The 21,640-nt window shown below is 61.9% G+C and carries 24 protein-coding genes; 13 read left to right on the forward strand and 11 right to left on the reverse strand.

From position 1 onward, the window contains the following. Positions 1-3: 3 nt before the first annotated feature. The 5 genes from ccmE to ccmA all read right to left on the reverse strand — a co-directional run bounded on the left by ccmE (position 4) and on the right by ccmA (position 2,775). Positions 4-459 (reverse strand): cytochrome c maturation protein CcmE, encoded by a 456-nt coding sequence (ccmE, locus tag C5F70_RS15330; protein ID WP_017849438.1) that lies wholly within the window; start codon positions 457-459, stop codon positions 4-6. After that, on the reverse strand, positions 456-632 hold the full coding sequence (gene ccmD, locus C5F70_RS15335; RefSeq protein WP_017849437.1) for a heme exporter protein CcmD: 177 nt from the start codon (positions 630-632) through the stop codon (positions 456-458). The genes ccmE and ccmD overlap by 4 nt, the downstream gene beginning before the upstream one ends. After that, entirely contained in the window at positions 629-1,384 is a 756-nt protein-coding gene (locus tag C5F70_RS15340) for a heme ABC transporter permease (RefSeq protein ID WP_017849436.1), read from the reverse strand. The genes ccmD and C5F70_RS15340 overlap by 4 nt, the downstream gene beginning before the upstream one ends. A gap of 90 nt (positions 1,385-1,474) precedes the next feature. Continuing rightward, entirely contained in the window at positions 1,475-2,143 is a 669-nt protein-coding gene (ccmB, locus tag C5F70_RS15345) for a heme exporter protein CcmB (protein ID WP_017849435.1), read from the reverse strand. After that, positions 2,140-2,775 carry a cytochrome c biogenesis heme-transporting ATPase CcmA gene (ccmA, locus tag C5F70_RS15350; protein WP_046486408.1) on the reverse strand — a complete coding sequence of 212 codons (636 nt, stop codon included), beginning with the start codon at positions 2,773-2,775 and terminating at the stop codon, positions 2,140-2,142. Before ccmA ends, ccmB begins: the two co-directional genes overlap by 4 nt. Positions 2,776-2,975: 200 nt before the next feature. Here ccmA and C5F70_RS15355 point away from each other — a divergent pair, with 200 nt between their 5' ends. Both C5F70_RS15355 and C5F70_RS15360 read left to right on the forward strand, forming a co-directional pair. Beyond that, positions 2,976-4,559 (forward strand): flagellar hook-length control protein FliK, encoded by a 1,584-nt coding sequence (locus tag C5F70_RS15355; protein ID WP_104903637.1) that lies wholly within the window; start codon positions 2,976-2,978, stop codon positions 4,557-4,559. Further along, complete coding sequence (locus C5F70_RS15360) at positions 4,556-4,885, forward strand: EscU/YscU/HrcU family type III secretion system export apparatus switch protein (RefSeq protein ID WP_017849432.1); 330 nt, start codon at positions 4,556-4,558, stop codon at positions 4,883-4,885. Before C5F70_RS15355 ends, C5F70_RS15360 begins: the two co-directional genes overlap by 4 nt. 128 nt (positions 4,886-5,013) lie before the next feature. On the opposite strand, the gene glp is transcribed toward C5F70_RS15360, so the two are convergent. Further along, positions 5,014-6,240: a gephyrin-like molybdotransferase Glp gene (glp, locus tag C5F70_RS15365; protein WP_046486411.1), complete on the reverse strand. Its 1,227-nt coding sequence runs from the start codon at positions 6,238-6,240 to the stop codon at positions 5,014-5,016. Next, entirely contained in the window at positions 6,224-6,763 is a 540-nt protein-coding gene (gene moaB / locus C5F70_RS15370; RefSeq protein ID WP_017849430.1) for a molybdenum cofactor biosynthesis protein B, read from the reverse strand. The genes glp and moaB overlap by 17 nt, the downstream gene beginning before the upstream one ends. Before the next feature lie 76 nt (positions 6,764-6,839). Here moaB and mobA point away from each other — a divergent pair, with 76 nt between their 5' ends. Beyond that, the gene (gene mobA / locus C5F70_RS15375) at positions 6,840-7,442 is read left to right on the forward strand and encodes a molybdenum cofactor guanylyltransferase MobA (RefSeq protein ID WP_104903638.1); all 603 of its coding nucleotides are present in this window, start codon (positions 6,840-6,842) and stop codon (positions 7,440-7,442) included. Positions 7,443-7,521: 79 nt separating this feature from the next. Then, a complete protein-coding gene (locus C5F70_RS15380; RefSeq protein ID WP_017849428.1) occupies positions 7,522-7,743 on the forward strand; it encodes a YgdI/YgdR family lipoprotein in 222 nt (73 codons plus the stop codon). A 54-nt stretch (positions 7,744-7,797) separates the two neighbouring features. Here C5F70_RS15380 and C5F70_RS15385 read toward each other — a convergent pair whose 3' ends face one another. The 3 genes from C5F70_RS15385 to C5F70_RS15395 form a co-directional block, all read right to left on the reverse strand. Next, the gene (locus C5F70_RS15385; protein WP_046486412.1) at positions 7,798-8,688 is read right to left on the reverse strand and encodes a pseudouridine synthase; all 891 of its coding nucleotides are present in this window, start codon (positions 8,686-8,688) and stop codon (positions 7,798-7,800) included. 71 nt (positions 8,689-8,759) lie between these two features. Continuing rightward, the gene (locus C5F70_RS15390) at positions 8,760-9,095 is read right to left on the reverse strand and encodes a hypothetical protein (RefSeq protein WP_017529348.1); all 336 of its coding nucleotides are present in this window, start codon (positions 9,093-9,095) and stop codon (positions 8,760-8,762) included. Between the two features lie 74 nt (positions 9,096-9,169). Next, the gene (locus C5F70_RS15395) at positions 9,170-9,406 is read right to left on the reverse strand and encodes a glutaredoxin family protein (RefSeq protein ID WP_017849426.1); all 237 of its coding nucleotides are present in this window, start codon (positions 9,404-9,406) and stop codon (positions 9,170-9,172) included. 152 nt (positions 9,407-9,558) lie between these two features. On the opposite strand from C5F70_RS15395, the gene C5F70_RS15400 reads away from it, so the two are divergent. Further along, positions 9,559-11,289 (forward strand): monovalent cation:proton antiporter-2 (CPA2) family protein, encoded by a 1,731-nt coding sequence (locus C5F70_RS15400; RefSeq protein WP_046385334.1) that lies wholly within the window; start codon positions 9,559-9,561, stop codon positions 11,287-11,289. Here the strand turns inward: C5F70_RS15400 and C5F70_RS15405 are convergent. Continuing rightward, on the reverse strand, positions 11,276-12,484 hold the full coding sequence (locus C5F70_RS15405) for an ammonium transporter (RefSeq protein WP_026140339.1): 1,209 nt from the start codon (positions 12,482-12,484) through the stop codon (positions 11,276-11,278). The two genes, C5F70_RS15400 and C5F70_RS15405, sit on opposite strands and share 14 nt — an antisense overlap. A gap of 346 nt (positions 12,485-12,830) precedes the next feature. On the opposite strand from C5F70_RS15405, the gene C5F70_RS15410 reads away from it, so the two are divergent. The 8 genes from C5F70_RS15410 to C5F70_RS15445 all read left to right on the forward strand — a co-directional run bounded on the left by C5F70_RS15410 (position 12,831) and on the right by C5F70_RS15445 (position 21,618). Continuing rightward, positions 12,831-13,145: a YqjD family protein gene (locus tag C5F70_RS15410; protein WP_017849423.1), complete on the forward strand. Its 315-nt coding sequence runs from the start codon at positions 12,831-12,833 to the stop codon at positions 13,143-13,145. Between the two features lie 4 nt (positions 13,146-13,149). Further along, positions 13,150-13,539, forward strand: coding sequence for a phage holin family protein (locus C5F70_RS15415; protein ID WP_017849422.1), 390 nt, complete (start codon positions 13,150-13,152; stop codon positions 13,537-13,539). Further along, complete coding sequence (locus C5F70_RS15420; protein WP_017849421.1) at positions 13,536-13,877, forward strand: hypothetical protein; 342 nt, start codon at positions 13,536-13,538, stop codon at positions 13,875-13,877. The genes C5F70_RS15415 and C5F70_RS15420 overlap by 4 nt, the downstream gene beginning before the upstream one ends. A gap of 92 nt (positions 13,878-13,969) precedes the next feature. Next, positions 13,970-15,133 carry an EAL domain-containing protein gene (locus C5F70_RS15425; RefSeq protein ID WP_046486414.1) on the forward strand — a complete coding sequence of 388 codons (1,164 nt, stop codon included), beginning with the start codon at positions 13,970-13,972 and terminating at the stop codon, positions 15,131-15,133. Positions 15,134-15,204: 71 nt separating this feature from the next. After that, entirely contained in the window at positions 15,205-16,536 is a 1,332-nt protein-coding gene (locus tag C5F70_RS15430; RefSeq protein WP_017849419.1) for a deoxyguanosinetriphosphate triphosphohydrolase, read from the forward strand. A gap of 172 nt (positions 16,537-16,708) precedes the next feature. Beyond that, entirely contained in the window at positions 16,709-17,095 is a 387-nt protein-coding gene (locus C5F70_RS15435) for a response regulator (RefSeq protein WP_017849418.1), read from the forward strand. Positions 17,096-17,350: 255 nt separating this feature from the next. After that, a complete protein-coding gene (locus tag C5F70_RS15440; protein ID WP_017849417.1) occupies positions 17,351-17,974 on the forward strand; it encodes a response regulator transcription factor in 624 nt (207 codons plus the stop codon). Positions 17,975-17,982: 8 nt separating this feature from the next. Continuing rightward, on the forward strand, positions 17,983-21,618 hold the full coding sequence (locus C5F70_RS15445; RefSeq protein ID WP_104903639.1) for a transporter substrate-binding domain-containing protein: 3,636 nt from the start codon (positions 17,983-17,985) through the stop codon (positions 21,616-21,618). Positions 21,619-21,640 lie beyond the last annotated feature (22 nt).

Here is a 21,640-nt window from a genome sequence, read left to right on the forward strand (position 1 = left end):
CACTTAGCCCTCCTTGGCTGGAGTTGGAGCGGTTTGGCCGCTGTCTTTCAACGCTTTGGTGACTTCCGGCGGCATGTATTTCTCATCGTGCTTGGCCAGTACTTCATCGGCCACCACCACGCCATCGGCATTCAGTTTGCCCAGGGCGACGATGCCCTGGCCTTCGCGGAACAGGTCCGGGAGGATGCCGCGATACGTAATGGTCACGGCCTTGTTGAAATCGGTGACTACGAAGGTGACGTCGAGAGAATCGCCGGAGCGTTTCAACGAGCCCTTCTCCACCATGCCGCCGGCGCGGATGCGCGTGTCCAGCGGTGCTTCGCCGTTGGCGATCTGGGTTGGGGTGTAGAACAGGTTGATGTTCTCCCGCAGGGCGCTCATCGCCAGGCCCACGGCAATACCGACGCCGGCCAGAATGGCAAGGATGATCAACAGACGCTTTCTACGCAGCGGATTCACTTTTCGGTCTCCCGGCGCAGACGACGCGCCTCTTGTTGCAGGTAACGCTTGCGGGCCAGGATCGGCACGGCAACGTTGAGGGCCAGTACCGCCAGGCAGATGCCGTAGGCCGTCCAGACATACAGGCCATGGTGGCCCATGGCGAGAAAATCACTGAAAGAAGCAAAACTCATCCACGCGCTCCCAGGCTGCTCTGCACTTCGGCCTTGACCCAACTGGCGCGGGCTTCACGCTTGAGCACTTCAAGGCGCATCCGCATCAGCAGCACAGCGCCGAAGAAGCAGTAGAACCCCAGCACCATCAGCAACAGCGGCGCCCACATTTCCACGGGCATCGCCGGTTTTTCGGTGAGGGTGAAGGTGGCGCCCTGGTGCAGGGTGTTCCACCACTCCACCGAGTATTTGATGATCGGGATGTTGATCACACCGACAATCGCCAGCACCGCACAGGCCTTGGCGGCGCTGTCACGATTGCTGATCGCGTTGCCCAGGGCAATCAGACCGAAGTACAGAAACAGCAGGATCAACATGGACGTTAGTCGCGCATCCCACACCCACCACGAGCCCCAGGTGGGTTTGCCCCAGATGGCGCCGGTGACCAGCGACACGGCGGTCATCCACGCACCGATGGGCGCGGCGCATTGCAGGGCGACGTCCGCGAGTTTCATCTTCCACACCAGGCCGACGATGCCGCACACCGCCAGCATCACGTAGCAGGACTGGGCCAGCATTGCGGTAGGCACGTGGATATAGATGATGCGAAAGCTGTTGCCCTGCTGGTAATCCGGCGGCGCGAAGGCCAGGCCCCAGACCAGGCCGAGGCCGATCAGCACTACGGCGGCGATGCTCAACCACGGCAGCAGCTTGCCGCTGATGCCGTAAAACCATTTGGGCGAGCCGAGCTTGTGAAACCAGGTCCAGTTCATTGCTGTTTCCATCACGGTTGCGTCTTGTGTTTGCAAGAAGCGTAGGGTCTTTCTTATGTTGAAGAACGGGTTACGCGTAACCCGACTTCATTATTCGCCGACGCTGATCTTCAGGCCGGCGGCTATGGCAAAGGGTGTCAGGGTTACCGCCAGGGCGGTCAGGCTGCCAAGCCACAGGAGGTAACCGGTCGCCGGCATGCCCATGAGCGCGGCTTGCAAAGCGCCGCTGCCGAGGATCAACACCGGGATATACAAAGGCAGAATCAACAAGGCCAGCAGCAGGCCGCCGCGTTTCAAACCCACCGTCAGCGCCGCGCCCACCGCTCCCAACAGGCTGAGCGCCGGCGTGCCGAGCAACAAGGACATGAGCAATACCGGCAGGCATTCACTGGGCAACCCTAGCATCATTGCCAGCAACGGCGAGAGCAACACCAGCGCCAGGCCGGAAAACGCCCAGTGTGCCAGTACCTTGGCCAATACCAGAAGTGGCAGGGGGTGCGACGAAAGGACCCACTGTTCCAGGGAACCGTCCTCGAAATCACTGCGAAACAGCCCGTCCAGCGAGAGCAGCACGGACAAAAGGGCCGCCACCCACACCAGTCCCGGAGACAAGGTTTGCAACAGTTTAGTCTCGGGGCCGACCGCCAGCGGGAACAACGCGATGACAATCGCAAAGAACACCAGCGGATTGGCCAGTTCGGCCGGGCGCCGGCACAACAGCCGCGCCTCGCGGGCCACCAACAGCGCGAACACACTCATACCGACCACCGCCCCAGGTCCAGCTCGCGGTAACCGGCGGGCAGGCGCGTCAGGCTGTGGTGCGTCGTCAGCACGACGAGGCCGCCCTGCTCACAATGCCGCGCCAGATGTTCTTCCAACTGGGCGACACCTTGTTTGTCGAGGGCGGTGAAGGGTTCGTCGAGAATCCACAGCGCCGGGCCGGGCAGATACAGGCGCGCCAGGGCCACACGGCGCTGCTGGCCGGCCGACAAGGTGTGACAGGGCACATCTTCGAAGCCCTTGAGGCCGACGGCGGCGAGTGCCTGCCAGATCGCCTCGCGGCTGGCCGGATGATGCAGGGCGCTGAGCCAGCTGAGGTTTTCCTCGGCGCTGAGCACGTCCTTGATCCCGGCGGCGTGGCCGATCCAGGTGAGGTTGCGGGCCAGCTCGGTGCGTTGTTCGTTCAGGGGCTTGCCGTTGAGCCGCACTTCGCCCGCCGTGGGCTGCATCAACCCGGCCAGCAAACGCAGGAGGCTGGTCTTGCCGCTGCCGTTGGGCCCGCTGATCTGCACCATGTCACCGCCCGCCAGGCGCAGGTCGAGGTGCTCGAACAGCAGGCGCAGGTCGCGTTCACAGGCAAGCGCTACGGCTTCAAGAAGAGGGCTGGTCAAAAGATCGCGGGCCTTTACGGTTCAAGTCGGCGGTGCTGCGGCCGTTATAGAAAGGAGCACAATAACGGCTTTGGCGACCGATTTTAGAGAGCTGGATCAAATAGTTGTGAGGTTTTTACCGCTCTCATGGCAGACGGGCCGCATTATACATGCGATGCCCTACGCTAAAGAGGGCTATTTCCCCTGAGACGACACGCACGATGACCGGTGAGATCAACCTTCCTACGCTTTCTCCTGCCCCGACAGCCGGGCCGGCCCCTGCGCCGGCGCCAGCAACCGGTGAGTTGCTGAAACTGCTGGAGCCGCAGATCGGCTTGATCGACCCGGGAAAAACCGCGAACGCCGAAGTCATCGCACTTAAACAAGGCGGCGAAGCCTTTCAGTTGCTGCTCAAATTGACCCTCGACGGTGGCCGCCAGACGCTGGTGCAGGCCAGCAGCCCGCAACCCTTGCCGCTGGGCAGCAATGTGGCGGTGAGCCAGACGTCCGCCGGTAACCTGACCCTCAGCCTGCAGCAGGCCTTGAGCGCCAACGTCGCCGCCCTCACCCGCATCGACACCACACAAATGCCGGCGGGCACCTTGCTGCAAGCCAAGGTCCTGACCATCCAAGCGCTGCCCCAAGGCACCACGCAACCGACGATCTACCGTTCGTTGGTGACGGTGCTCAACAGCACCCTGGCCGGCACGACCCTGACCCTGGAAAGCCCGCAACCGCTACGCGTCGGCAGCCTGCTCAGCGCTGTGGTACAGGACACGCAGACCCTGAACTTTGTGCCCTTGAGCGGGCTCAAGGATCAACTGGCCGTGACCCAGCAACTCGCCACCCAGCAAAGCCGCCAGGGCTCGTTGGATGCGGTGTTCACCGCGTTGCAACGCCTGCCCCAGGACGACAGTACGTCCGTCGAACTGCGCTCGGCCGCCACGCGGCTGCTCGCGGCATTGCCCGACCTGGCACAGGTCAGCAATCCCAAGGTGCTGGCGCAAGTCATCCAGAACAGCGGCGCGTTTCTTGAAGCCAAGTTGCTGGCCGGGCAAAACCCGCAAATTCCACCGCTGGATATGAAAGGCGCGCTGTTGCGCCTGGTCGCCGATCTGCTGCCCGCCTTGCCCGTCAGCACCAACCTCAATGCCATCCTCGCCGCCAACACCCTGGCTCAGATACTGCCCAACTTCGTGCGCAGCCCGCTGAACACCCTCGGACAGATCAGCGCCCGCCAGGCACCCGCCGGTTTTCCATTGCCGGAACGGCTGATGCAACGCCTGGCAGGCGAAGGCGACCTGGAAAACCTGCTGCGTCTGGCCGCCGGGGCCATCTCGCGGTTACAGAGCCATCAGCTGTCGAGCCTGGAACAGACCGGCACCACCGCCGACGGCCGCCTGCAAACCACCTGGCAGCTGGAAATTCCCATGCGGACCCTGCAGGACATCGTGCCGCTGCAGGTCAAGTTCCAGCGCGAAGAGCCCGCGCAGGACAAGGACCAGCCCGAACGCAAGGACAAAAAAGACCCCAAGCAGATGCTCTGGCGCGTGGAACTGGCTTTCGACATGGAGCCGCTGGGGCCGTTGCAGGTCCAGGCGCAATTGTCTCAGGGCAAACTGTCGAGCCAGCTGTGGGCGACGCGACCGTTCACCGCCAGTTTGATCGAAAGTCACTTGGGCAGTTTGCGCGAGCGCCTGGTGACGTCGGGCATCAATGTCGGCGACCTCGACTGCCACCTCGGCACGCCGCCACGCGGGCCGAAAACCGGATTGGAGCAACGCTGGGTGGACGAAACCGCATGAACAACGCCAACCCACCGCGCCAGGCCATCGCCCTCAAGTATGACGGCCAACAAGCGCCGACCCTGACCGCCAAGGGCGACGATGCCCTGGCCGAAGCGATCCTCAAGCTGGCGCGGGAAAACGAAGTGCCCATCTATGAAAACGCCGAGCTGGTGAAGCTGCTGGCGCGCATGGAACTGGGCGACAGTATCCCGGAAGAGTTGTACCGCACGATCGCCGAGATCATTGCGTTTGCCTGGACGTTGAAGGGCAAGTTTCCGGCGGGGTACGACCCGGACGCCGAGCCGGTCGAGCGTGATGTCACCGAGCGTGGCGACGACTACTGAGTAGCCCCAGACAAACGACAATCCAAATGTGGGAGGGGGCTTGCCCCCGATGGCAGTGTTTCAGTCAACACATCTGTGGCTGATACACCGCCATCGGGGGCAAGCCCCCTCCCACATTCAGATCGGCTTCAGTTCAGGACTTCGCTCAGGGGAATGAAATTCACCCGGTCGCCCATCGCCAGCGTCGTCCCTTCCAACACCTCTACCAACCCTTGCGCCCACGCCGCACTGCGCAGCACGCCGGAGCTCTGGTTGCGATAGATGACCGCCTTGCCCTGCTCGATGCGCCCGCGCAAATATTCGCGGCGGTTGCCCGGCTTGGGCCAGACAAACCCCGCCGGTACCTCGAACCGCAGCGGCTCGACCTCCGCCACACCTTGGCGGCGCAGCAGATAGGGGCGTGCCAACAGGGCAAACGTCACCAGCGTCGACGCCGGATTGCCCGGCAGGCCGATCACCGGCACGCCACGGAAATGGCCGAAGGTCAGCGGTTTGCCCGGTTTGATCGCGAGCTTCCACAAGGCCAGCTCGCCTTCTTCACGCAGGGCAATGCCGAGAAAATCCGCCTCGCCCACCGACACACCGCCGGTCGACAGAATCAAGTCAACCGCGCCCAGGCCCGCCAGACACGTGCGCGTCTGGTCCAGGTCATCGGGAAGAATGCCCGCATCGATCACTTCGCATCCCAGGCGCTCCAGCCAACTGCACAGCACGCGACGGTTGCTGTTGTAGATCTGCCCTGGGCCGAGGGGCAGGCCGGGCTCGATCAACTCATCGCCGGTGGACAGCACCGCGACCCGCACGCGGCGCACCACGGCCAATTGGTCGAGACCGAGGGACGCAGCCAGGCCGAGTTCGATCGGCCCCAGGCGCGTGCCCGCGGTCAGCACCACTTCGCCGACGGTGGTTTCCTGCCCTTGCGGGCGAATGTTCTGACCGATATGCAACGGCTCGGTAAAGCTCACACGCGCGTCGGCGTGGACCACGGCGTTTTCCTGCATTTCCACGCAGTCCGCGCCTTGCGGCACGGGCGCCCCGGTGAAGATGCGCGCGCAGGTGCCGGCAGCCAATGGCGCGGGGGCCTGACCGGCGAAGATGCGCTGGCTCACCGCCAACGGTTCGCCCGTCCAGTCCGCCAGGCGCACGGCATAACCGTCCATGGCGCTGTTGGGCCACGGCGGCAGATCGAGGGTGGAGATCAAATCCTGCGCCAGTACGCGGCCATCACCCGCGGCCAGGGGCAATACCTGCTGCTCGCGAATCGGCGCGGCCTCGGCCATCTCGAGCAAGCGTTGCAGGGCTTCTTCCACCGGCATCAAGGCGCCGGTCTTGCCCGGCTTATCCACGGGATTCACAGGGTTCGGCCTGCTTCAGGTGCGGTACGAAGTTGCAGGGGCGGTGACGGTTGTCCAGTTGCTCGGCGAGGATGCCGTCCCAACCGGTACGCACGGCGTTGGTCGAACCCGGCAGGCAGCACACCAGGGTGCCGTTCGCCAGGCCGGCCAGGGCGCGGGATTGCACGGTGGAGGTGCCGATGTCGGCCACGGAGATCTGGCGGAACAGCTCGCCAAAGCCATCGACCTGTTTGTCGAGCAGGCAGCTCACCGCTTCGGGCGTGCTGTCACGGCCGGTGAAGCCGGTGCCGCCAGTGATCAGCACGACCTGCACCACGTCTTCGGCGATCCAGTGGGCCACCTGCGCGCGAATCTTGTAGAGGTCGTCCTTGAGCAGCACGCGCTCGGCCAGGAGGTGGCCGGCGGCGATCAGGCGGTCGACGAAAACCTGGCCCGAGGTGTCGGTGTCCAGGGTGCGGGTGTCGCTGACAGTCAGTACAGCGATATTCAGGGGTACAAAGGGCGCATCTGCCTTGGCTTTCATGGCACGGTCCGGTTGTCGAAGGAACAGCCCGATGTTATATCACAGGCCCCTATTTACCTGCCGCTGCGGAACCCCCATGCCCGACGATTCTTCGCCTCTGCCCTGTTCGATTCTGCTGTTGGCCGGTGGCCGCGGCCAACGCATGGGCGGACAAGACAAAGGCTTGCTGGAATGGCAGGGTCAGCCATTGATCGCGTACTTGCACCACTTGGTGCGCCCACTGACCGACGACCTGATCATCTCGTGCAACCGCAACCCGGACCGCTACACGCCGTATGCCGACCAGTTGGTGAGTGACGACAGTACGGATTTCCCCGGGCCGCTGGCCGGTATCCGCGCAGGCTTGAACGCCGCCCGCCATGAGCACTTACTGATTTTGCCGTGCGATGTGCCGCATCTTGACGCTCGACTGCTCGCCGACCTGCGCAAGACGGCGCAGCGCAATCCGCGGCTGCCGGTGATGGTGCGCCACGGTGAATTCTGGGAACCGTTGATCTGCATCATCCCCACCCACCTGCAAAGCGCGGTAGAACAGGCCTGGCAAGCCGGTGAGCGCAGCCCGCGCAAGATCTTCCTGCAGTTGGGGGGCATCGGGCTGGAATGCCCGGCGGATGATCCGCGCCTGGCCAACCTGAACACGCCTGCGCTGTTACACACCAAGCCTGGCGTGTCAGAATGAACCCCACACAAGGAACTTTGTCGACGCGCCACGCGTCACACAGTCAGCAATCAAAAAGAATTCTCTTGGAGACACACTCATGACTCAACGGACCATCGCCGCTTTCATGCTTGCACTGGGCCTCGCTACCCTTGCCGGTTGCGCCTCGCCAACAGTGATCACCCTGAATGACGGTCGCGAAATCCAGGCTGTCGATACCCCGAAATACAATGAAGATACGGGTTTCTACGAATTCGAACAGCTTGACGGCAAGCGCACCCGCATCAACAAGGATCAAGTGCGTACCGTTAAAGACCTGTAAGCCGCAACGCTTGCATACAAGGCCCGCCTCGCGCGGGCCTTGTCGTTTCTGCGGTTACCAGTCGAGCGTGATCTGGCTGCGGAAACTGCGTTCTGCACCCGTGACCGGATCGATAAAACGCACCCCCTGGGCGAGCAGCTTCAAGGGATTGGCGTAGTCGTCCACGGCATCCTTGATCACTTCGGGGTAGAACGGGTCATTGCAGATGCTCGCGCCGAGCGCCGTCATGTGTACACGCAACTGGTGCTTCTTGCCGGTCACAGGGAACAGCCCATAGCGCCATAAGTCGCCGTGGGTTTCGCGCACTTCCACGGCCGTTTCGGTGTTGCTGGCGCCTGGCCCTTCCTGCATGCGAAAGAACGGCTCGCCATCCACCAGACGGCTTTTGTGGACCAGCGGGAAGGTCAGGTTCGGCAAGGCCGGGGCGATGGCCTCGTAGAACTTGTCGATTTGACGCGTGGGAAACAACTGCTGATAGGCCGAGCGGCTTTGCGGGTTGGCCGAGAACAGCACCAGCCCCGCCGTATGCCGGTCGATGCGGTGCAGGGGCACCAGGGACGGGTTGTCCAGGCGGCGGATCAGGCGGCGCAACAGGGTTTGCTCGACATACTCACCCGCCGGGGTGACGGGCAGAAAGTGTGGTTTGTCCGCCACCACCAAGTGTTCGTCGGCGTACAGGATAGTTTCCTGCACCGGGATGACTTTTTCGTTCGGCACTTCGCGGAAGTAGTAGATGCACAAGCCTTCCTTGTAGGCCAGGTCCAGGCGGATCGGGCTACCCTGCAGATCCAGCACCCGGCCACGGGCGATGCGGTCCAGCCACTGCGCGCGGCCGATCGCCGGGAAATGCTCGCACAGGCAGTCGAGCACCGTCGCCCAAGGGCCAGGCGGCAAGTACAAGGTGCTGGCTTGATGCTGGGACGCGGAAAAACCGGAAGTGGACATGCGGATGCTCGAAGCCTGGGAAACAGGCCGGCATTATCCCGCATGGAGCGGGATTGAGCCTAGGGCGGATCTCAGGCCTTGGCCAATTGCGCCCGCAGAATCGGCGAAGCACTGGCGGCCTCGGTAAATTCCTTGAGCCAGCGCAGCACGTCCACCGCTTCCCAACGGCCCGGATCATATAGCGCGTACAGCAAGCCCTGGTAACCCACCACATCCAACTGCTTGTGATAACCGGCGCGCTGGAACAGCGCTTCGATCTCGGCAAAGCAGGTATTGAAATGCACTTTGTTAAACGGCGTCTTGCCTTCCGTGACCAGGCCGTCGAGGCGCAGCTCGTTCACCGCATCGCGCACGACGTCGGCGGACATGCGATTAACGCTGCTTTTCAGTTGTTCAACATTCACCACGGGCGTTCCCTCTATTCAATCGCTGTACAAACATACAGTAACCCAATATTGAGAAAGCTGCCATCGCCCAAGCGCTAGAATAGGAAGGCCACCACCTGCTCCGTGTCGAACGGCCAACCCAGTTCAGCCCCGGTATCCACCCGGCGCAGCACCGGAATCGTTAGGCCATAGGCTTCAAACAAGGCTTCGGAATCGGCGATATCCACCAGCTCAACCAGCAACCCATGTTCGACCAACGGCATGATTTCTGCTTCGGCGAGCTCACACAGATGGCAACCCAACGTAGTGAACAACTGGCATTCAGGAGGCATGACGACAGGACCTGATCAGGAATAGGCGCCCATTTTAGGCCGACTCTATAGCGCTGGCGAGCCGATAAACCCTGACCCAGATCACCATGGCCTATAACTGATTCAGCGATTCTCGCGGCTTTTTGTCCGCTCGCCCTGCAACGGAGATGCTTGTGTTCGCCAACCTGCTGATCATTCTGGCCTCATCCCTGGTGGTGATTGCGCTGTTTCGCCGGCTGCAATTGCCGCCCGTGCTGGGCTACCTGTGCGTGGGCCTGGCCGTGGGGCCGACCGCCCTCGACTGGGTGAATGACAGCGAAAACCTGCCCGACCTCGCCGAGTTGGGCGTGGTATTCCTGCTGTTTTCCCTTGGCCTGGAGTTCTCCCTGAGCAAGATGTTCGCCCTGCGCCACGTGGTATTTGGCCTGGGCAGCTTGCAAGTGCTGGGCTGCGGGTTGCTGCTGGGAGGCCTGTTGATGGCCTTTGGCGTGTCGCCGAACATCGCCTTGATGCTCGGTGCGGGGCTGGCGTTGTCGTCCACGGCCATTGTCAGCAAAGAGCTGAGCAGCCTCGGGGAAATCTTCAGCAGCCACGGCCAGAACGCGATTGGCGTGCTGCTGTTCCAGGATGTAGTGGCGGTGTTGCTGCTGACCCTGGTGCCGGTGTTCGCCGGTGGCAGCGAGCAGGCCTGGTACTGGGCGCTACCGTTGACGCTGGCCAAGACATTGTTGTTGTTCGTCGGCCTGTTGCTTGCCAGCCGCTGGTTATTGCCGCGTCTGTTCCATGAAGTCGCCGCCTCCCATTCGGCCGAGCTGTTTGTGCTGCTGGCGCTGGTGATCGTGTTGCTGACCGCCTGGCTCACGCACCTGCTGGGCCTCTCCCCGGCGCTTGGTGCGTTCCTGGCCGGCATGCTGCTGGGGGAAAGCCATTACCGGCATCAGATCGAGGCGGATATCCGGCCGTTTCGCGACATTCTGCTGGGGCTGTTTTTCGTCAGCATCGGCATGCTCATCGACCTGCAACTGTTCATCAGCCACAGCCTGCTGATCCTCGGCCTGACCTTCACGCTGATGCTGACCAAGGGCTGCGTGGTCGCGGCGCTGGTCAAACTGCGCGGCAGCGACCGCGAAACCGCCTGGCGCAGCGGCCTGGCCCTGGCCCAGGGCGGCGAGTTCTGTTTTGCGCTGATGGCGCAGATGCAACAGAGCCGGCTGATACCGGATGAGTTCAACGGCTTGCTGCTGGCCGCCACCTTCTGCTCGATGCTGCTGACCCCGCTTTTGCTGCGCGCGGCACCGGGCATTGCCCTGCGCCTGCACCGCAAACCCAACCAGCAGGTGCAACTCGAAGCCATCACCGCGCTCAACGCCGAGTTACGCGACCATGCGGTGATCTGCGGCTATGGCCGCGTCGGGCAATCCATCGGGCGCTTTCTGCACCACGAACAACAGGCGTTTATCGCCCTGGATGACAACCCGGAACGGGTGCAGGAAGCCGCCACCGAAGACAACAGCGTGCATTACGGCGACTGCCGCCGTGGCGCCCTGCTCAGCGCAGTCGGCCTGGAGCGGGCGCGGCTGGTGGTGATCGCCGTGGATAACACCGAAGTCGCCCTGCTGGTGCTGAAGGAAGCCCGCCGGATCAACGCCGACGTACCGATCCTGGTACGCACCCGCGACGACAGCCAATTAGCCGAACTGAAAGCCGCGGGCGCCAGCGAAGTGGTGCCCGAGCTGCTGGAGTCGAGCCTGATGCTCGCCTCCCACGCCCTGATCCTGCTGGGCCTGCCGGACCAGCAGGTGCAAGCGCGGGTCGATGAGGTGCGGCACAACCGCTACCGTCTGCTGCACGGCTTCTACCCGCGGGCGGCCCCTGACGAAGAGGCGCCGATCAATCCTGACTGATCGCACCGATCTTGTGGATCGACAGGTCCGCGCCGTAGTACTCCTCTTCCTGGCTCAGGCGCAGCCCGTGTACGCGCTTGATCACGCCATACACCAGCAGGCCGCCGGCAAACGCCACCAGCACACCCAACGCGGTGCCGATCAATTGGCTGATCAGGCTGACCCCGCCCAACCCGCCAAGGGCGGTCTGGCCGAAGATGCCGCAGGCAATGCCACCCCACACGCCACACAGGCCATGCAACGGCCAGACACCCAGCACATCGTCGATCTTCCAGCGATCCTGGGCGGCAATGAAGCACCACACAAACAAGCCACCGGCGACAACCCCCGTGACCAATGCGCCCACCGGATGCATCAGATCGGAACCGGCACAAATCGCCACCAGCCCGGCCAGCGGGCCGTTGTGCAGGAAGCCTGGGTCATTGCGGCCAATCACCAGCGCCGCGACCGTACCCCCGACCATGGCCATCAGCGAGTTGACCGCCACCAGGCCGCTGACGCCGTTCAGGGTTTGTGCGCTCATCACGTTAAAGCCGAACCAGCCGACAATCAGAATCCACGAGCCCAGCGCCAGGAACGGGATGCTCGACGGCGCAAACGCGACCAGGCGCCCTTCGCGATAACGCCCGTTGCGCGGCCCGAGCAACAGCACCGCCGCCAACGCCAGCCAGCCGCCCATGGCATGCACCACCACGGAACCGGCGAAGTCATGGAAGCTGGCACCGAAGGTCGCGAGCAACCAGGCCTGCACGCCGAAATTGCCGTTCCACACCATGCCTTCGAAAAACGGGTAGATAAACGCCACGATCAGCGCGGTAGCGCACAGTTGCGGAACAAATCGTGCACGCTCGGCAATGCCCCCGGAAATGATCGCCGGAATCGCCGCGGCAAAGGTCAGCAGGAAGAAGAACTTCACCAGACCATAGCCGTGATCGGCACTGATCACTGCCGCCGGTTGCATGAAGCTAACGCCATAAGAGATCCAATAGCCTATAAAGAAATAGGCCAGGGTGGAGATCGCGAAGTCACTGAGGATTTTCGACAGGGCGTTGACTTGGTTCTTCTGACGCACGGTGCCGACTTCGAGGAAGGCAAAACCGGCGTGCATGGCCAAAACCATGACCGCACCGATCAGAATGAACAGGGTGTTGGAGCTGTGGACGAGGGTGTCCACTGCGCTTTGCAGATTTTCCATGGAGGTTGGCAGGCCTGCGATAAAGGCAAAAAGCACCAAAGCGGTTCAAGCCAGCGTTTCGCGCACTAAATTGGCACCACCGGCTCCGCCCCTCTTCTGAGGGCGTGAACCGCTTTAGCGCAGCGATCAGCACAATCGGCCATTCCCGACAGGGTTTTTCCGCGAGTTTCAGTTATATAGGGTAAGGTTTTCACCGGTTTGCGGCCCAACCGCCCAGATTCAGCGCAGCCCCAGGGGCCTGCGCACCAAGGCAAAGCAAAAGCTGTACCAGACATTTGCAATGAACCTTCACCGATACCGGTGACTCGAAACCACACGTACCGATCAGCCACTCACGGAGATAACCATGGCCAGCAAAACAGCACAGACGGCTCAAGAAATACTGATGGCGGATTTTCAAACGCTGGTCAGTGATACTGAAAAGTTGCTGGACGACACCGCCATCCTGGCCGGCGACCAGGCCGACGAGCTGCGCGCCAAGATCCACGACAGCCTGCTCAAGGCCCGTGAAACCCTGCAACTGACCGAAGACTCCCTGCGCGACCGCAGCAAGGCCGCCGTCACCGCGACCGAAGATTATGTGCAGGCCAACCCTTGGCAATCAGTGGGCATTGCCGCCGGCGTGGGCTTCTTGATCGGTCTGTTGGCTACAAGGCGCTAATCCTATGTCTATCGGCGAATCCGGCTCGTCCACGGGCCCAAGTTCAACGTCCCGACGCCTGGGCGCAGCCGTACTGGGCTTGCTGCACAGCCATGTCGAACTGTTCGGCATCGAGCTGCAGGAGCAGAAAGCGCGCACCGTCAGCCTGCTGCTGTTTGCCGGGCTGGCCCTGGTGTTTGCCCTGCTGTTGCTGGTGGGGTTGTCGACATTGGTGATGATTCTGGTGTGGGACACCGGCTACCGCCTGACCGGAATCATCTGCCTCTGCGTGTTCTATACCCTGGCCGCTGCATTCTGCGGTGTGCGCTTGAAGGCGGCGGTGTTCGATGAGTCCACGCCGTTCCACGCCACCCTCGAAGAGCTGGCCAATGACCGGGAGCGCCTGCTGCCATGAGCCTGACTGAAATCCCACCCACCAACTCGCGCCGGGAAATGCGCAAGGCATTGATCCGCCTGCGCATGGAAATGCACCGCCAGGAAATCCGCCACGAGTCCCAGCAACTGATGGCGCCCCTGAATAAGGTGCGCAACATGGGCCAGCACTGGCAGGACAGCCTGGGCATCAAGCATGCGCCGCTGTGGGGCGTGGCCGCAGTGACGCTGATCGGCTTCTTTACCGGCAAGGGCGCCAAGGGCGGCAGTCTCAGCAGCCTGACCCGCCTGGTGCGACTGGGCGCCGGTTTGATCCCACTGATCAAATTAGCCATGCAGGGCGCCTCACGCAAAGGTTGAGGCTTGCTGGCTGCATTCTTGCAAACAGAATCGGCCCGGCCCTCGTCAACGAGGGCCGGGCACTTTGTTGCCAACGTTTTTAAGGAGGCCCCGTGATCGACGGGCAACCGCTCGCCTGCTTCCAACCCTTCATCGACACCGCCACCGGGCGCATCGCCGGCGTCGAGGCTCTCGGCCGCCTGCGCCAGGCTGACGGTCGCCTGCTGTCGGTCGGCCCGTTGTTCGCCGACCCGCGCACCTCGGGCGTGGCCTTGCGGCGCCTGGACCGGCAGATCCGCGACAACGCCTTGAGCCGTCTGCACGAGGCACCGCAGGACTGGTTTCTGAGCCTGAATATCTCACCGCGCTGGATCAATCGCCTGCGTGCCGGCCAGGCCCTGCCCAGTTTGCAACAGGTGCAGGCCCACGGCGTCGATCCACGGCGCATCGTGTTCGAGATCACTGAACTGGGCGGCGATATCCAGCGCCTGGCCGACGTGGTGGCGCGCTATCGCGAGGCCGGCGCGCGCATCGCCATCGATGACTTCGGCGCCGGCTATTCACAGCTCGACCGCGTGCTGGCGTTGCAGCCGGACATTCTCAAGCTGGACATGCGCCTGTTTCAGGAGGCCGCCAAAGGGGGCCCCAGCAGTGAAGTGGTGCGGGCACTGGCGCAAATGGCGGAAAAAACCGGCTGCTGGATCATTGCCGAAGGGGTGGAGACCGAGGCGCAGTTGAGTTTTGCGCTGGAATGCGGCTCGCGGTATGTGCAGGGTTATCTGTTTGCCCAGGCGCAACTGGACTGGTTCGCCGCCGATGCTTTCGTGCCGCGCTTCGCCCAACTGCGTGGCGCCTACGTGCAGAAAAAACTCGCCGAACGCGGACGCATCATGCAATTGCGCCAACAACTGGCCGAACTGATGAAAATCCTCCAGACCTGGGCCCAGGGCCAGGCGCCGCTGAGCCATTTGCCGCAATTGCCGGATTATCCCTGGCTGCTGCGGTTCTACCAGTGCGACCGGCATGGCACCCAACTGACCCCCAATTTCGAATGGCGCCAGGACGCCTGGCAAGCCGACAGCCGCTACCTCGGCCACAATTGGTCGTGGCGCCCGTATTTCTATCATCTGCTGGCCGAAGGCTGGGACGAGCGCCGCTTGACGCTGTCTTCGACCTACCGCGACGCCACCACCAACCAGTATTGCCTGACCGCCGGACAATTCTTCGATAACGGTCAGCGCTTGCTGTTAATCGATATCGACGCGGTCGGCCTGTAGATTTTCGCTTGCCCCGCCCACCCGGAACCGGGAAGCTGGGCAAGTCATTCACCGCACGGAGAGTACCCGCCTTGGATTGGCCCACCCTGCTGACTCGCGAACGTCTTGGAAAGCCCCTGCACAGCCCGGAAGAATTGGGCCGTAGCCCGTTTCACAAAGACCATGACCGCATCATTTTCTCCGGCGCGTTCCGCCGCCTGGGGCGCAAGACCCAAGTCCACCCGGTGTCGAGCAACGACCATATCCACACCCGTCTGACCCACTCCCTGGAAGTCAGCTGCGTCGGCCGCTCCCTCGGCATGCGCGTGGGCGAAACCCTGCGCAGCGCCCTGCCCGAGTGGTGCGACCCGAGCGACCTGGGCATGGTGGTGCAATCGGCCTGCCTGGCCCATGACATCGGCAACCCGCCCTTCGGGCACTCCGGCGAAGACGCCATCCGCCATTGGTTCCAGCAGGCCGCCGGGCGCGGCTGGCTGGACGACATGAGCGTGGCCGAGCGCAATGACTTCCTCAATTTCGAAGGCAACGCCCAGGGCTTCAGGGTGCTGACCCAGCTGGAATACCACCAGTTCGACGGCGGCACGCGGCTGACCTACGCGACCTTGGGCACCTACCTGAAATACCCGTGGACCGCCCGCCATGCCGACTCCCTGGGCTACAAGAAACACAAGTTCGGCTGCTACCAGAGCGAATTGCCGATCCTTGAGCAGATCGCCCACAAGCTCGGCCTGCCGCAGCTGGAAGAACAACGCTGGGCGCGCCATCCGCTGGTGTACTTGATGGAGGCCGCGGACGACATCTGCTACGCGCTGATCGACCTGGAAGACGGCTTGGAAATGGACTTGCTGCAATATGCCGAAGTCGAGTCGCTGCTGCTCGACCTGGTCGGCGACGACCTGCCGCAAACCTACCGGCAACTGGGCGCCCAGGATTCACGGCGGCGCAAACTGGCGATCCTGCGCGGCAAAGCCATCGAACACCTGACCAACGCCGCCGCACGCGCTTTCGTCGAACAACAGGACGCCTTGCTCGCCGGCACCTTGCACGGTGATCTGGTCGAGCATATGCACGGCCCCGCCAAGCGCTGCGTGCTGGATGCCAAGGACATGGCGCGCAAGAAAATCTTCCAGGACAAGCGCAAGACCCTGCATGAAATCGGCGCCTACACCACCCTGGAAATCCTCCTCAACGCCTTCTGCGGGGCGGCGCTTGAACAGCACGGCGGGCGCACGCCGTCGTTCAAGAACCGGCGCATCCTCGACCTGCTGGGCAACAGTGCCCCCGACCCGGCCTGGTCGCTGCACGCCTCGTTCCTGCGGATGATCGATTTCATCGCCGGCATGACCGACAGCTACGCCACCGAGATGGCGCGGGAAATGACCGGGCGTTCCAGCCCGCAATAGATGACTGATCCAGCTGCCTGTTGCCTGAACAGAATCTACCTACGAAGGGAACAGAGCGGCCTGATCGAATCAGTACAAACACCCGATGAATAATCACGCACGCTCTTAAAGGGCATAGGGCGCCTTCCTACGCCCCGCCCAATCGCCGCTTGACTCACCGTGTGCCCTTCCTATGTTCAAGAATTGCCTTCGCATCCTGTTGGTGGAGGATCACCCCTTTCAGCTCCTGGCAACCCAGTGCCTGCTCAACAGCTTCGGCTTCGAGCACCTGACCCTGGCGGAAAACGCCGAACAGGCGATCCGCTTGATGACCCAGTCCGAACGGCCCTTCGACCTCATGCTGTGCGACCAATGCCTGCCAGATCTGCCCGGGCTTGAGTTAGTCGAAATCGCCGGTCGGCGGGGGTTTATCGCAGGGGCGATCCTGCTGAGCGGCCTGCCCCTGCCCGAACTGGCGAATCTGAAGACTCAAGCCTTACAACGTAACTTGCCGTTACTTGGTTATTTATCAAAACCGTTAAACCGGGACGAACTAATGACGCTGATAAGCCCGCTGTAAATGTAGGAATTTAAACATCTCCATATAGGAAAAACTTACCACAATAACCGCTTAACCGGTGGGCCAAGGCCCGAACCCGCATCGCCGACCGAATTCTGAAACAGACGTCCACAAAGCCTTGATAGATCGTAAGGCAATACCTTTTTTAATGTAGGAATATTCCTGTTCTGTATCTACGCCCCCTCACCTCCATGCTCCCGCCTCGCCTTCTGAGCTAATGTGCCCGCTTTATTTGCACTTGCATGGAATGTGATTATGAACACAGTTTTCATCATTGATGACCATCCTGTTATCAGGCTGGCGATTCGTATGTTGTTGGAACACGAAGGCTATAAAGTCGTCGGTGAAACGGATAACGGTTGTGATGCAATACAAATGGTTCGCGAATGCCTTCCAGATCTGATCATTCTGGATATCAGTATTCCAAAACTTGATGGCCTCGAAGTGCTGTGCCGATTTAACGCAATGAATACTTCGATGAAAACCCTGATTCTGACGGCCCAATGCCCAACCCTGTTCGCCACCCGCTGCATGCGCTCGGGCGCCGATGGCTATGTGTGCAAAGAGGGCGACCTGAGTGAACTGCTGAGTGCCATCCGCGCTGTATTATCCGGCTACAACTACTTCCCCAGCCAGGCATTGAACGCCTGCGGCCCGGACAGTAATTCCCAGGAACTGGAACTGTTCAAGGCAGTGAATGATCGCGAATTAATGGTCTTGCAACTTTTTGCACAAGGTCGCACCAACAAGGAAATTGCCAAAGGTATGTTTCTCAGTAACAAAACCGTCAGCACCTACAAAAAGAGGCTTATGCAAAAACTCAAAGCCAAGTCCTTGGTAGAACTTATCGAGTTGGCAAAACGAAACGCGCTAGTGTGAGAAAGCGGATGCCCAGGCGTATAAAGGACTATCTGATCATATTGAGCGCAGGCGTGTGCTTGAGCACCTCTGTGCTCGCTGCTCAAACGGAACCGGAACACTTCACCTTATTGAGCCGCGCAGGCGCCGTTCAACTGGACACTCAACTGGACAAGACGCAACGCCAGTGGCTGCAGAACAAACGCGAACTGGTACTCGGCGCGGCAGCTCCCGACTACCCGCCCTTCGACCTCACGGCCAGCGGACGCGACTATGAGGGGCTCACGGCCGATTACGCCGGGCTGTTGGCCAAGGCGCTGGCGCTCCCCGTCAGAGTGCTGCGCTACCCCAACCGGGAAGCCTCCATTCAGGCGCTTGAAGCCGGTGAAATCGACCTGCTGGGCTCGTCCAATGGCTTTGAGGCCACCAACCCGCTGCTCACCCTTTCAGCACCGTATGCCGTGGACCAGCCAGTGCTGGTGACACGCGAGGGCGAAACCCGCAGCCTCAGTGAGGGCCTGGCCGGGCTGCGCCTGAGCCTGGTCTATCACTACCTGCCGCTGGGCGAAGTCGAGAAGCTGTATCCCGAGGCGATCATCCACACCTACCCCTCTTATCAGAACGCCCTGAATGCGGTGGCATTCGACCAGGCGGATGTGTTTCTCGGCGACACCATTTCCACCCATTACATGATCAACAAGGGCTACCTGAAAAATATCCGCATGGCCAACTTCGGCAAGCACGAAGCCTATGGTTTCAGCTTTGCCGTGCGCCAGGACCAGCACACCCTCTTGAGCATCCTCAACGCGGTGCTGGCGGCGGTGCCGACCAATGAGCAGGAGAGCATTGCCAAACGCTGGAGTGCGGGCAGCGACATCCTGCTCACCGCGCAAAAACTGCAACTGACGCAACGCGAGGAACGCTGGCTGAAGGCGCACCCGGTGGTCCGGGTAATCGCCAACGAAACCTTCGCGCCATTGACCTTTTTCGATGCCGACGGCAACTTCCGCGGCATCACCGCCGACCTCCTGGAGCTGATCCGCCTGCGCACCGGGTTGCGCTTCGAGATCCTGCGCGCACGCGATGTCAACGCGATGATCGAGCAAGTCGATACCGGCAAAGCCGACCTCATCGGCGCCATCATTCCCAGCACGGAACGCGAAGCTCAACTGAACTTCAGTCGTCCCTATCTGGAAAACTCCTACGTATTGCTCACGCGCAAGGAACCCGACGCCCCATCAAATCTTGAACAGATGGCAGGCAAGCGCCTGGCGATTACCCAAGGCAACCCTCTGGAAAGCCTTCTGCGCAAGGATTTCCCGCACATTCACCTGGTGGAAACCAGTGACACCTTCAAGGCCTCGGAACTCCTGGCCCAGGGGCATGTGGAAGGCGCGGTGAACTCGTTGGTGATCGCCAACTATTTCCTGTCCTCCCAAGTGTTTCAGGACAAACTGCAGATCAGCGGCAGCATCGGCACCCTCCCCGCAGTCTTTGCGCTGGCCACGTCACGGGGTGCCACCGAGTTGAGCGCGATCCTCGACAAGGCGCTGCTGAGCATCGCCCCCGATGAGCTCGGGGTGATCAACAGCCGTTGGCGAGGCTACGCCGCCGCCTCCGACAGCTACTGGCGCAACTACCACCACCTGATTGCCCAGATCATCTTCGTCACCGGCCTGCTGCTGCTGATTTCCCTGACCTGGAACGCCTACATGCGCCGGGAGATCAAGCATCGCAAGATGGCCGAACGCGCCCTCAACGACCAGTTCGAATTCATGCGCGCACTGGTCAACGAAACGCCACACCCGATCTATGTCCGCGACCGCAACGGCCTGTTGCAGACCTGCAACGACAGCTACCTGCAGGTGTTCGACGTCAAGCGCGAAGAGGTCATCGGCAAAAGTGTGATGCAGATGAGCACGGCCCAGGCAACCGAAGCGGCTCAGTATCACGCCGACTATCTGCGCGTGGTCGCCGAGGGCAACCCGCTGATCCTTGATCGCACCCTGCTCATCAATGGCAAAAAGCTGACGATCTACCACTGGATACTGCCGTACCGCGACTCCACCGGCGAAGTCCAGGGCATCATCGGCGGCTGGATCGACATCAGCGAACGACGCCAGCTGTTCGATGAGCTGCGCGCCGCCAAGGAACGTGCCGACGAAGCCAACCGCGCCAAGAGCACCTTTCTGGCAACCATGAGCCACGAAATCCGCACCCCGATGAACGCGGTGATCGGCATGCTCGAACTGACCCTCAAGCGCGCCGACCAGGGGCATCTCGACCGCCCGGCGATCGAAGTGGCCTACCACTCGGCCAAGGACCTGCTGGAGCTGATCGGCGATATTCTGGACATCGCGCGGATCGAATCCGGCCGCCTGAGCCTGGCACCGGAGCGTGTGAACCTGCGGGAAGTGATCGAGTCGGTAGTGCGGGTGTTCGACGGCCTGGCACGCCAGAAAACCCTGAGTTTGCTGCTGGAGTTCAAGCCCGAGCTCGATGACACCGACGTGCTGATCGACCCGCTGCGCTTCAAGCAGGTGCTGTCCAACCTGGTGAGCAATGCGATCAAGTTCACCGAGCGCGGGCAGGTAAAGATCAAGGTACAGGTGCAAGCCACCGAATTGGCACAGCAGGTCGAAATGAAGCTGGTGGTCGAAGACACGGGGATCGGCATCAGCCGCGACGACCAGTTGCGCCTGTTCGAACCCTTTGCCCAGGCCGACAATTCCGGGCAATTGGCCCGCAGCGGCGCGGGCCTGGGGCTGGTGATCTGCCGCAGCCTGTGCGCGATGATGGGCGGGCAACTGAGCCTGAGCAGCGTGCCCATGGTCGGCACCCAGGTGCATGTCAGCCTGAAGATGAACTGCCTGCAGCCCATCCAGGCCGCAGATGAACCCCTGCCGGCTGCGCCCGCACCGGCGCCGGTGCTCAACGTGCTGGTGGTGGATGATCATCCGGCGAATCGCCTGCTGATGTGCCAGCAACTGGGTTACCTGGGCCACCAGTTCACCGCAGCCCAACATGGCGCCGCCGGGTTCCAGGCCTGGCGCCAGGCGCACTTCGACCTGGTAATCGCCGACTGCAACATGCCCATCATGAATGGCTATGAGTTAAGCCGCTCGATCCGTGAGTATGAGCAGCGGGAGCAACTGACACCCTGCGTGGTCCTGGGGTTTACCGCCAACGCCCAGCCCGAAGAGAAGCTGCGCTGCGCCGAAGCCGGGATGAACGACTGCCTGTTCAAACCGATCAGCCTCACGGCGCTGGAACGGCAACTGGCGCAGATCGCGCCGCAGCCGTCCGGCCCGCGACTCGACCTCAGCCACTTGGATGCGCTGACGGGCGGCGATCCGCAACTGACTCGGCGGCTGCTTGAGGAACTGCTGAGCAGCAGTTGTCACGATCGCCAGATATTGGTCACGTTGTGGGCCCAGCAGGCTTCACTGCAGGACATCATCGAGCAGGCCCACAAGATCAAGGGCGCTGCGCGTATCGTCCAGGCCAGTGTACTGGCGGCGCAATGCGAAGCGCTGGAGCAGGCCTGCGCCCGCGGCGATGATCGGGCGGTGATCGAAACCGGTATCAAGACCCTGGAAAAGTGCATGCTGGAACTGGAGCGCCTGCTGCACATGCAACTCAACGGCCTGGGCTCTCCAGGATAGGCAGGAGCGCGCCGCACGGCCC

The sequence above is a fragment of the Pseudomonas sp. LH1G9 genome, assembly GCF_002949975.1.
GTDB lineage: Bacteria > Pseudomonadota > Gammaproteobacteria > Pseudomonadales > Pseudomonadaceae > Aquipseudomonas > Aquipseudomonas veronii.

Excerpts from the sequence above, each read along its gene's own strand:
- ccmD (WP_017849437.1), bottom strand. The coding sequence starts at position 632 with ATGAGTTTTGCTTCTTTCAGTGATTTTCTCGCCATGGGCCACCATGGC.
- C5F70_RS15340 (WP_017849436.1), bottom strand. The coding sequence starts at position 1,384 with ATGAACTGGACCTGGTTTCACAAGCTCGGCTCGCCCAAATGGTTTTAC.
- ccmB (WP_017849435.1), bottom strand. The coding sequence starts at position 2,143 with ATGAGTGTGTTCGCGCTGTTGGTGGCCCGCGAGGCGCGGCTGTTGTGC.
- C5F70_RS15355 (WP_104903637.1), top strand. The coding sequence starts at position 2,976 with ATGACCGGTGAGATCAACCTTCCTACGCTTTCTCCTGCCCCGACAGCC.
- C5F70_RS15360 (WP_017849432.1), top strand. The coding sequence starts at position 4,556 with ATGAACAACGCCAACCCACCGCGCCAGGCCATCGCCCTCAAGTATGAC.
- moaB (WP_017849430.1), bottom strand. The coding sequence starts at position 6,763 with ATGAAAGCCAAGGCAGATGCGCCCTTTGTACCCCTGAATATCGCTGTA.
- mobA (WP_104903638.1), top strand. The coding sequence starts at position 6,840 with ATGCCCGACGATTCTTCGCCTCTGCCCTGTTCGATTCTGCTGTTGGCC.
- C5F70_RS15380 (WP_017849428.1), top strand. The coding sequence starts at position 7,522 with ATGACTCAACGGACCATCGCCGCTTTCATGCTTGCACTGGGCCTCGCT.
- C5F70_RS15385 (WP_046486412.1), bottom strand. The coding sequence starts at position 8,688 with ATGTCCACTTCCGGTTTTTCCGCGTCCCAGCATCAAGCCAGCACCTTG.
- C5F70_RS15395 (WP_017849426.1), bottom strand. The coding sequence starts at position 9,406 with ATGCCTCCTGAATGCCAGTTGTTCACTACGTTGGGTTGCCATCTGTGT.
- C5F70_RS15405 (WP_026140339.1), bottom strand. The coding sequence starts at position 12,484 with ATGGAAAATCTGCAAAGCGCAGTGGACACCCTCGTCCACAGCTCCAAC.
- C5F70_RS15410 (WP_017849423.1), top strand. The coding sequence starts at position 12,831 with ATGGCCAGCAAAACAGCACAGACGGCTCAAGAAATACTGATGGCGGAT.
- C5F70_RS15415 (WP_017849422.1), top strand. The coding sequence starts at position 13,150 with ATGTCTATCGGCGAATCCGGCTCGTCCACGGGCCCAAGTTCAACGTCC.
- C5F70_RS15420 (WP_017849421.1), top strand. The coding sequence starts at position 13,536 with ATGAGCCTGACTGAAATCCCACCCACCAACTCGCGCCGGGAAATGCGC.
- C5F70_RS15435 (WP_017849418.1), top strand. The coding sequence starts at position 16,709 with ATGTTCAAGAATTGCCTTCGCATCCTGTTGGTGGAGGATCACCCCTTT.
- C5F70_RS15440 (WP_017849417.1), top strand. The coding sequence starts at position 17,351 with ATGAACACAGTTTTCATCATTGATGACCATCCTGTTATCAGGCTGGCG.
- C5F70_RS15445 (WP_104903639.1), top strand. The coding sequence starts at position 17,983 with ATGCCCAGGCGTATAAAGGACTATCTGATCATATTGAGCGCAGGCGTG.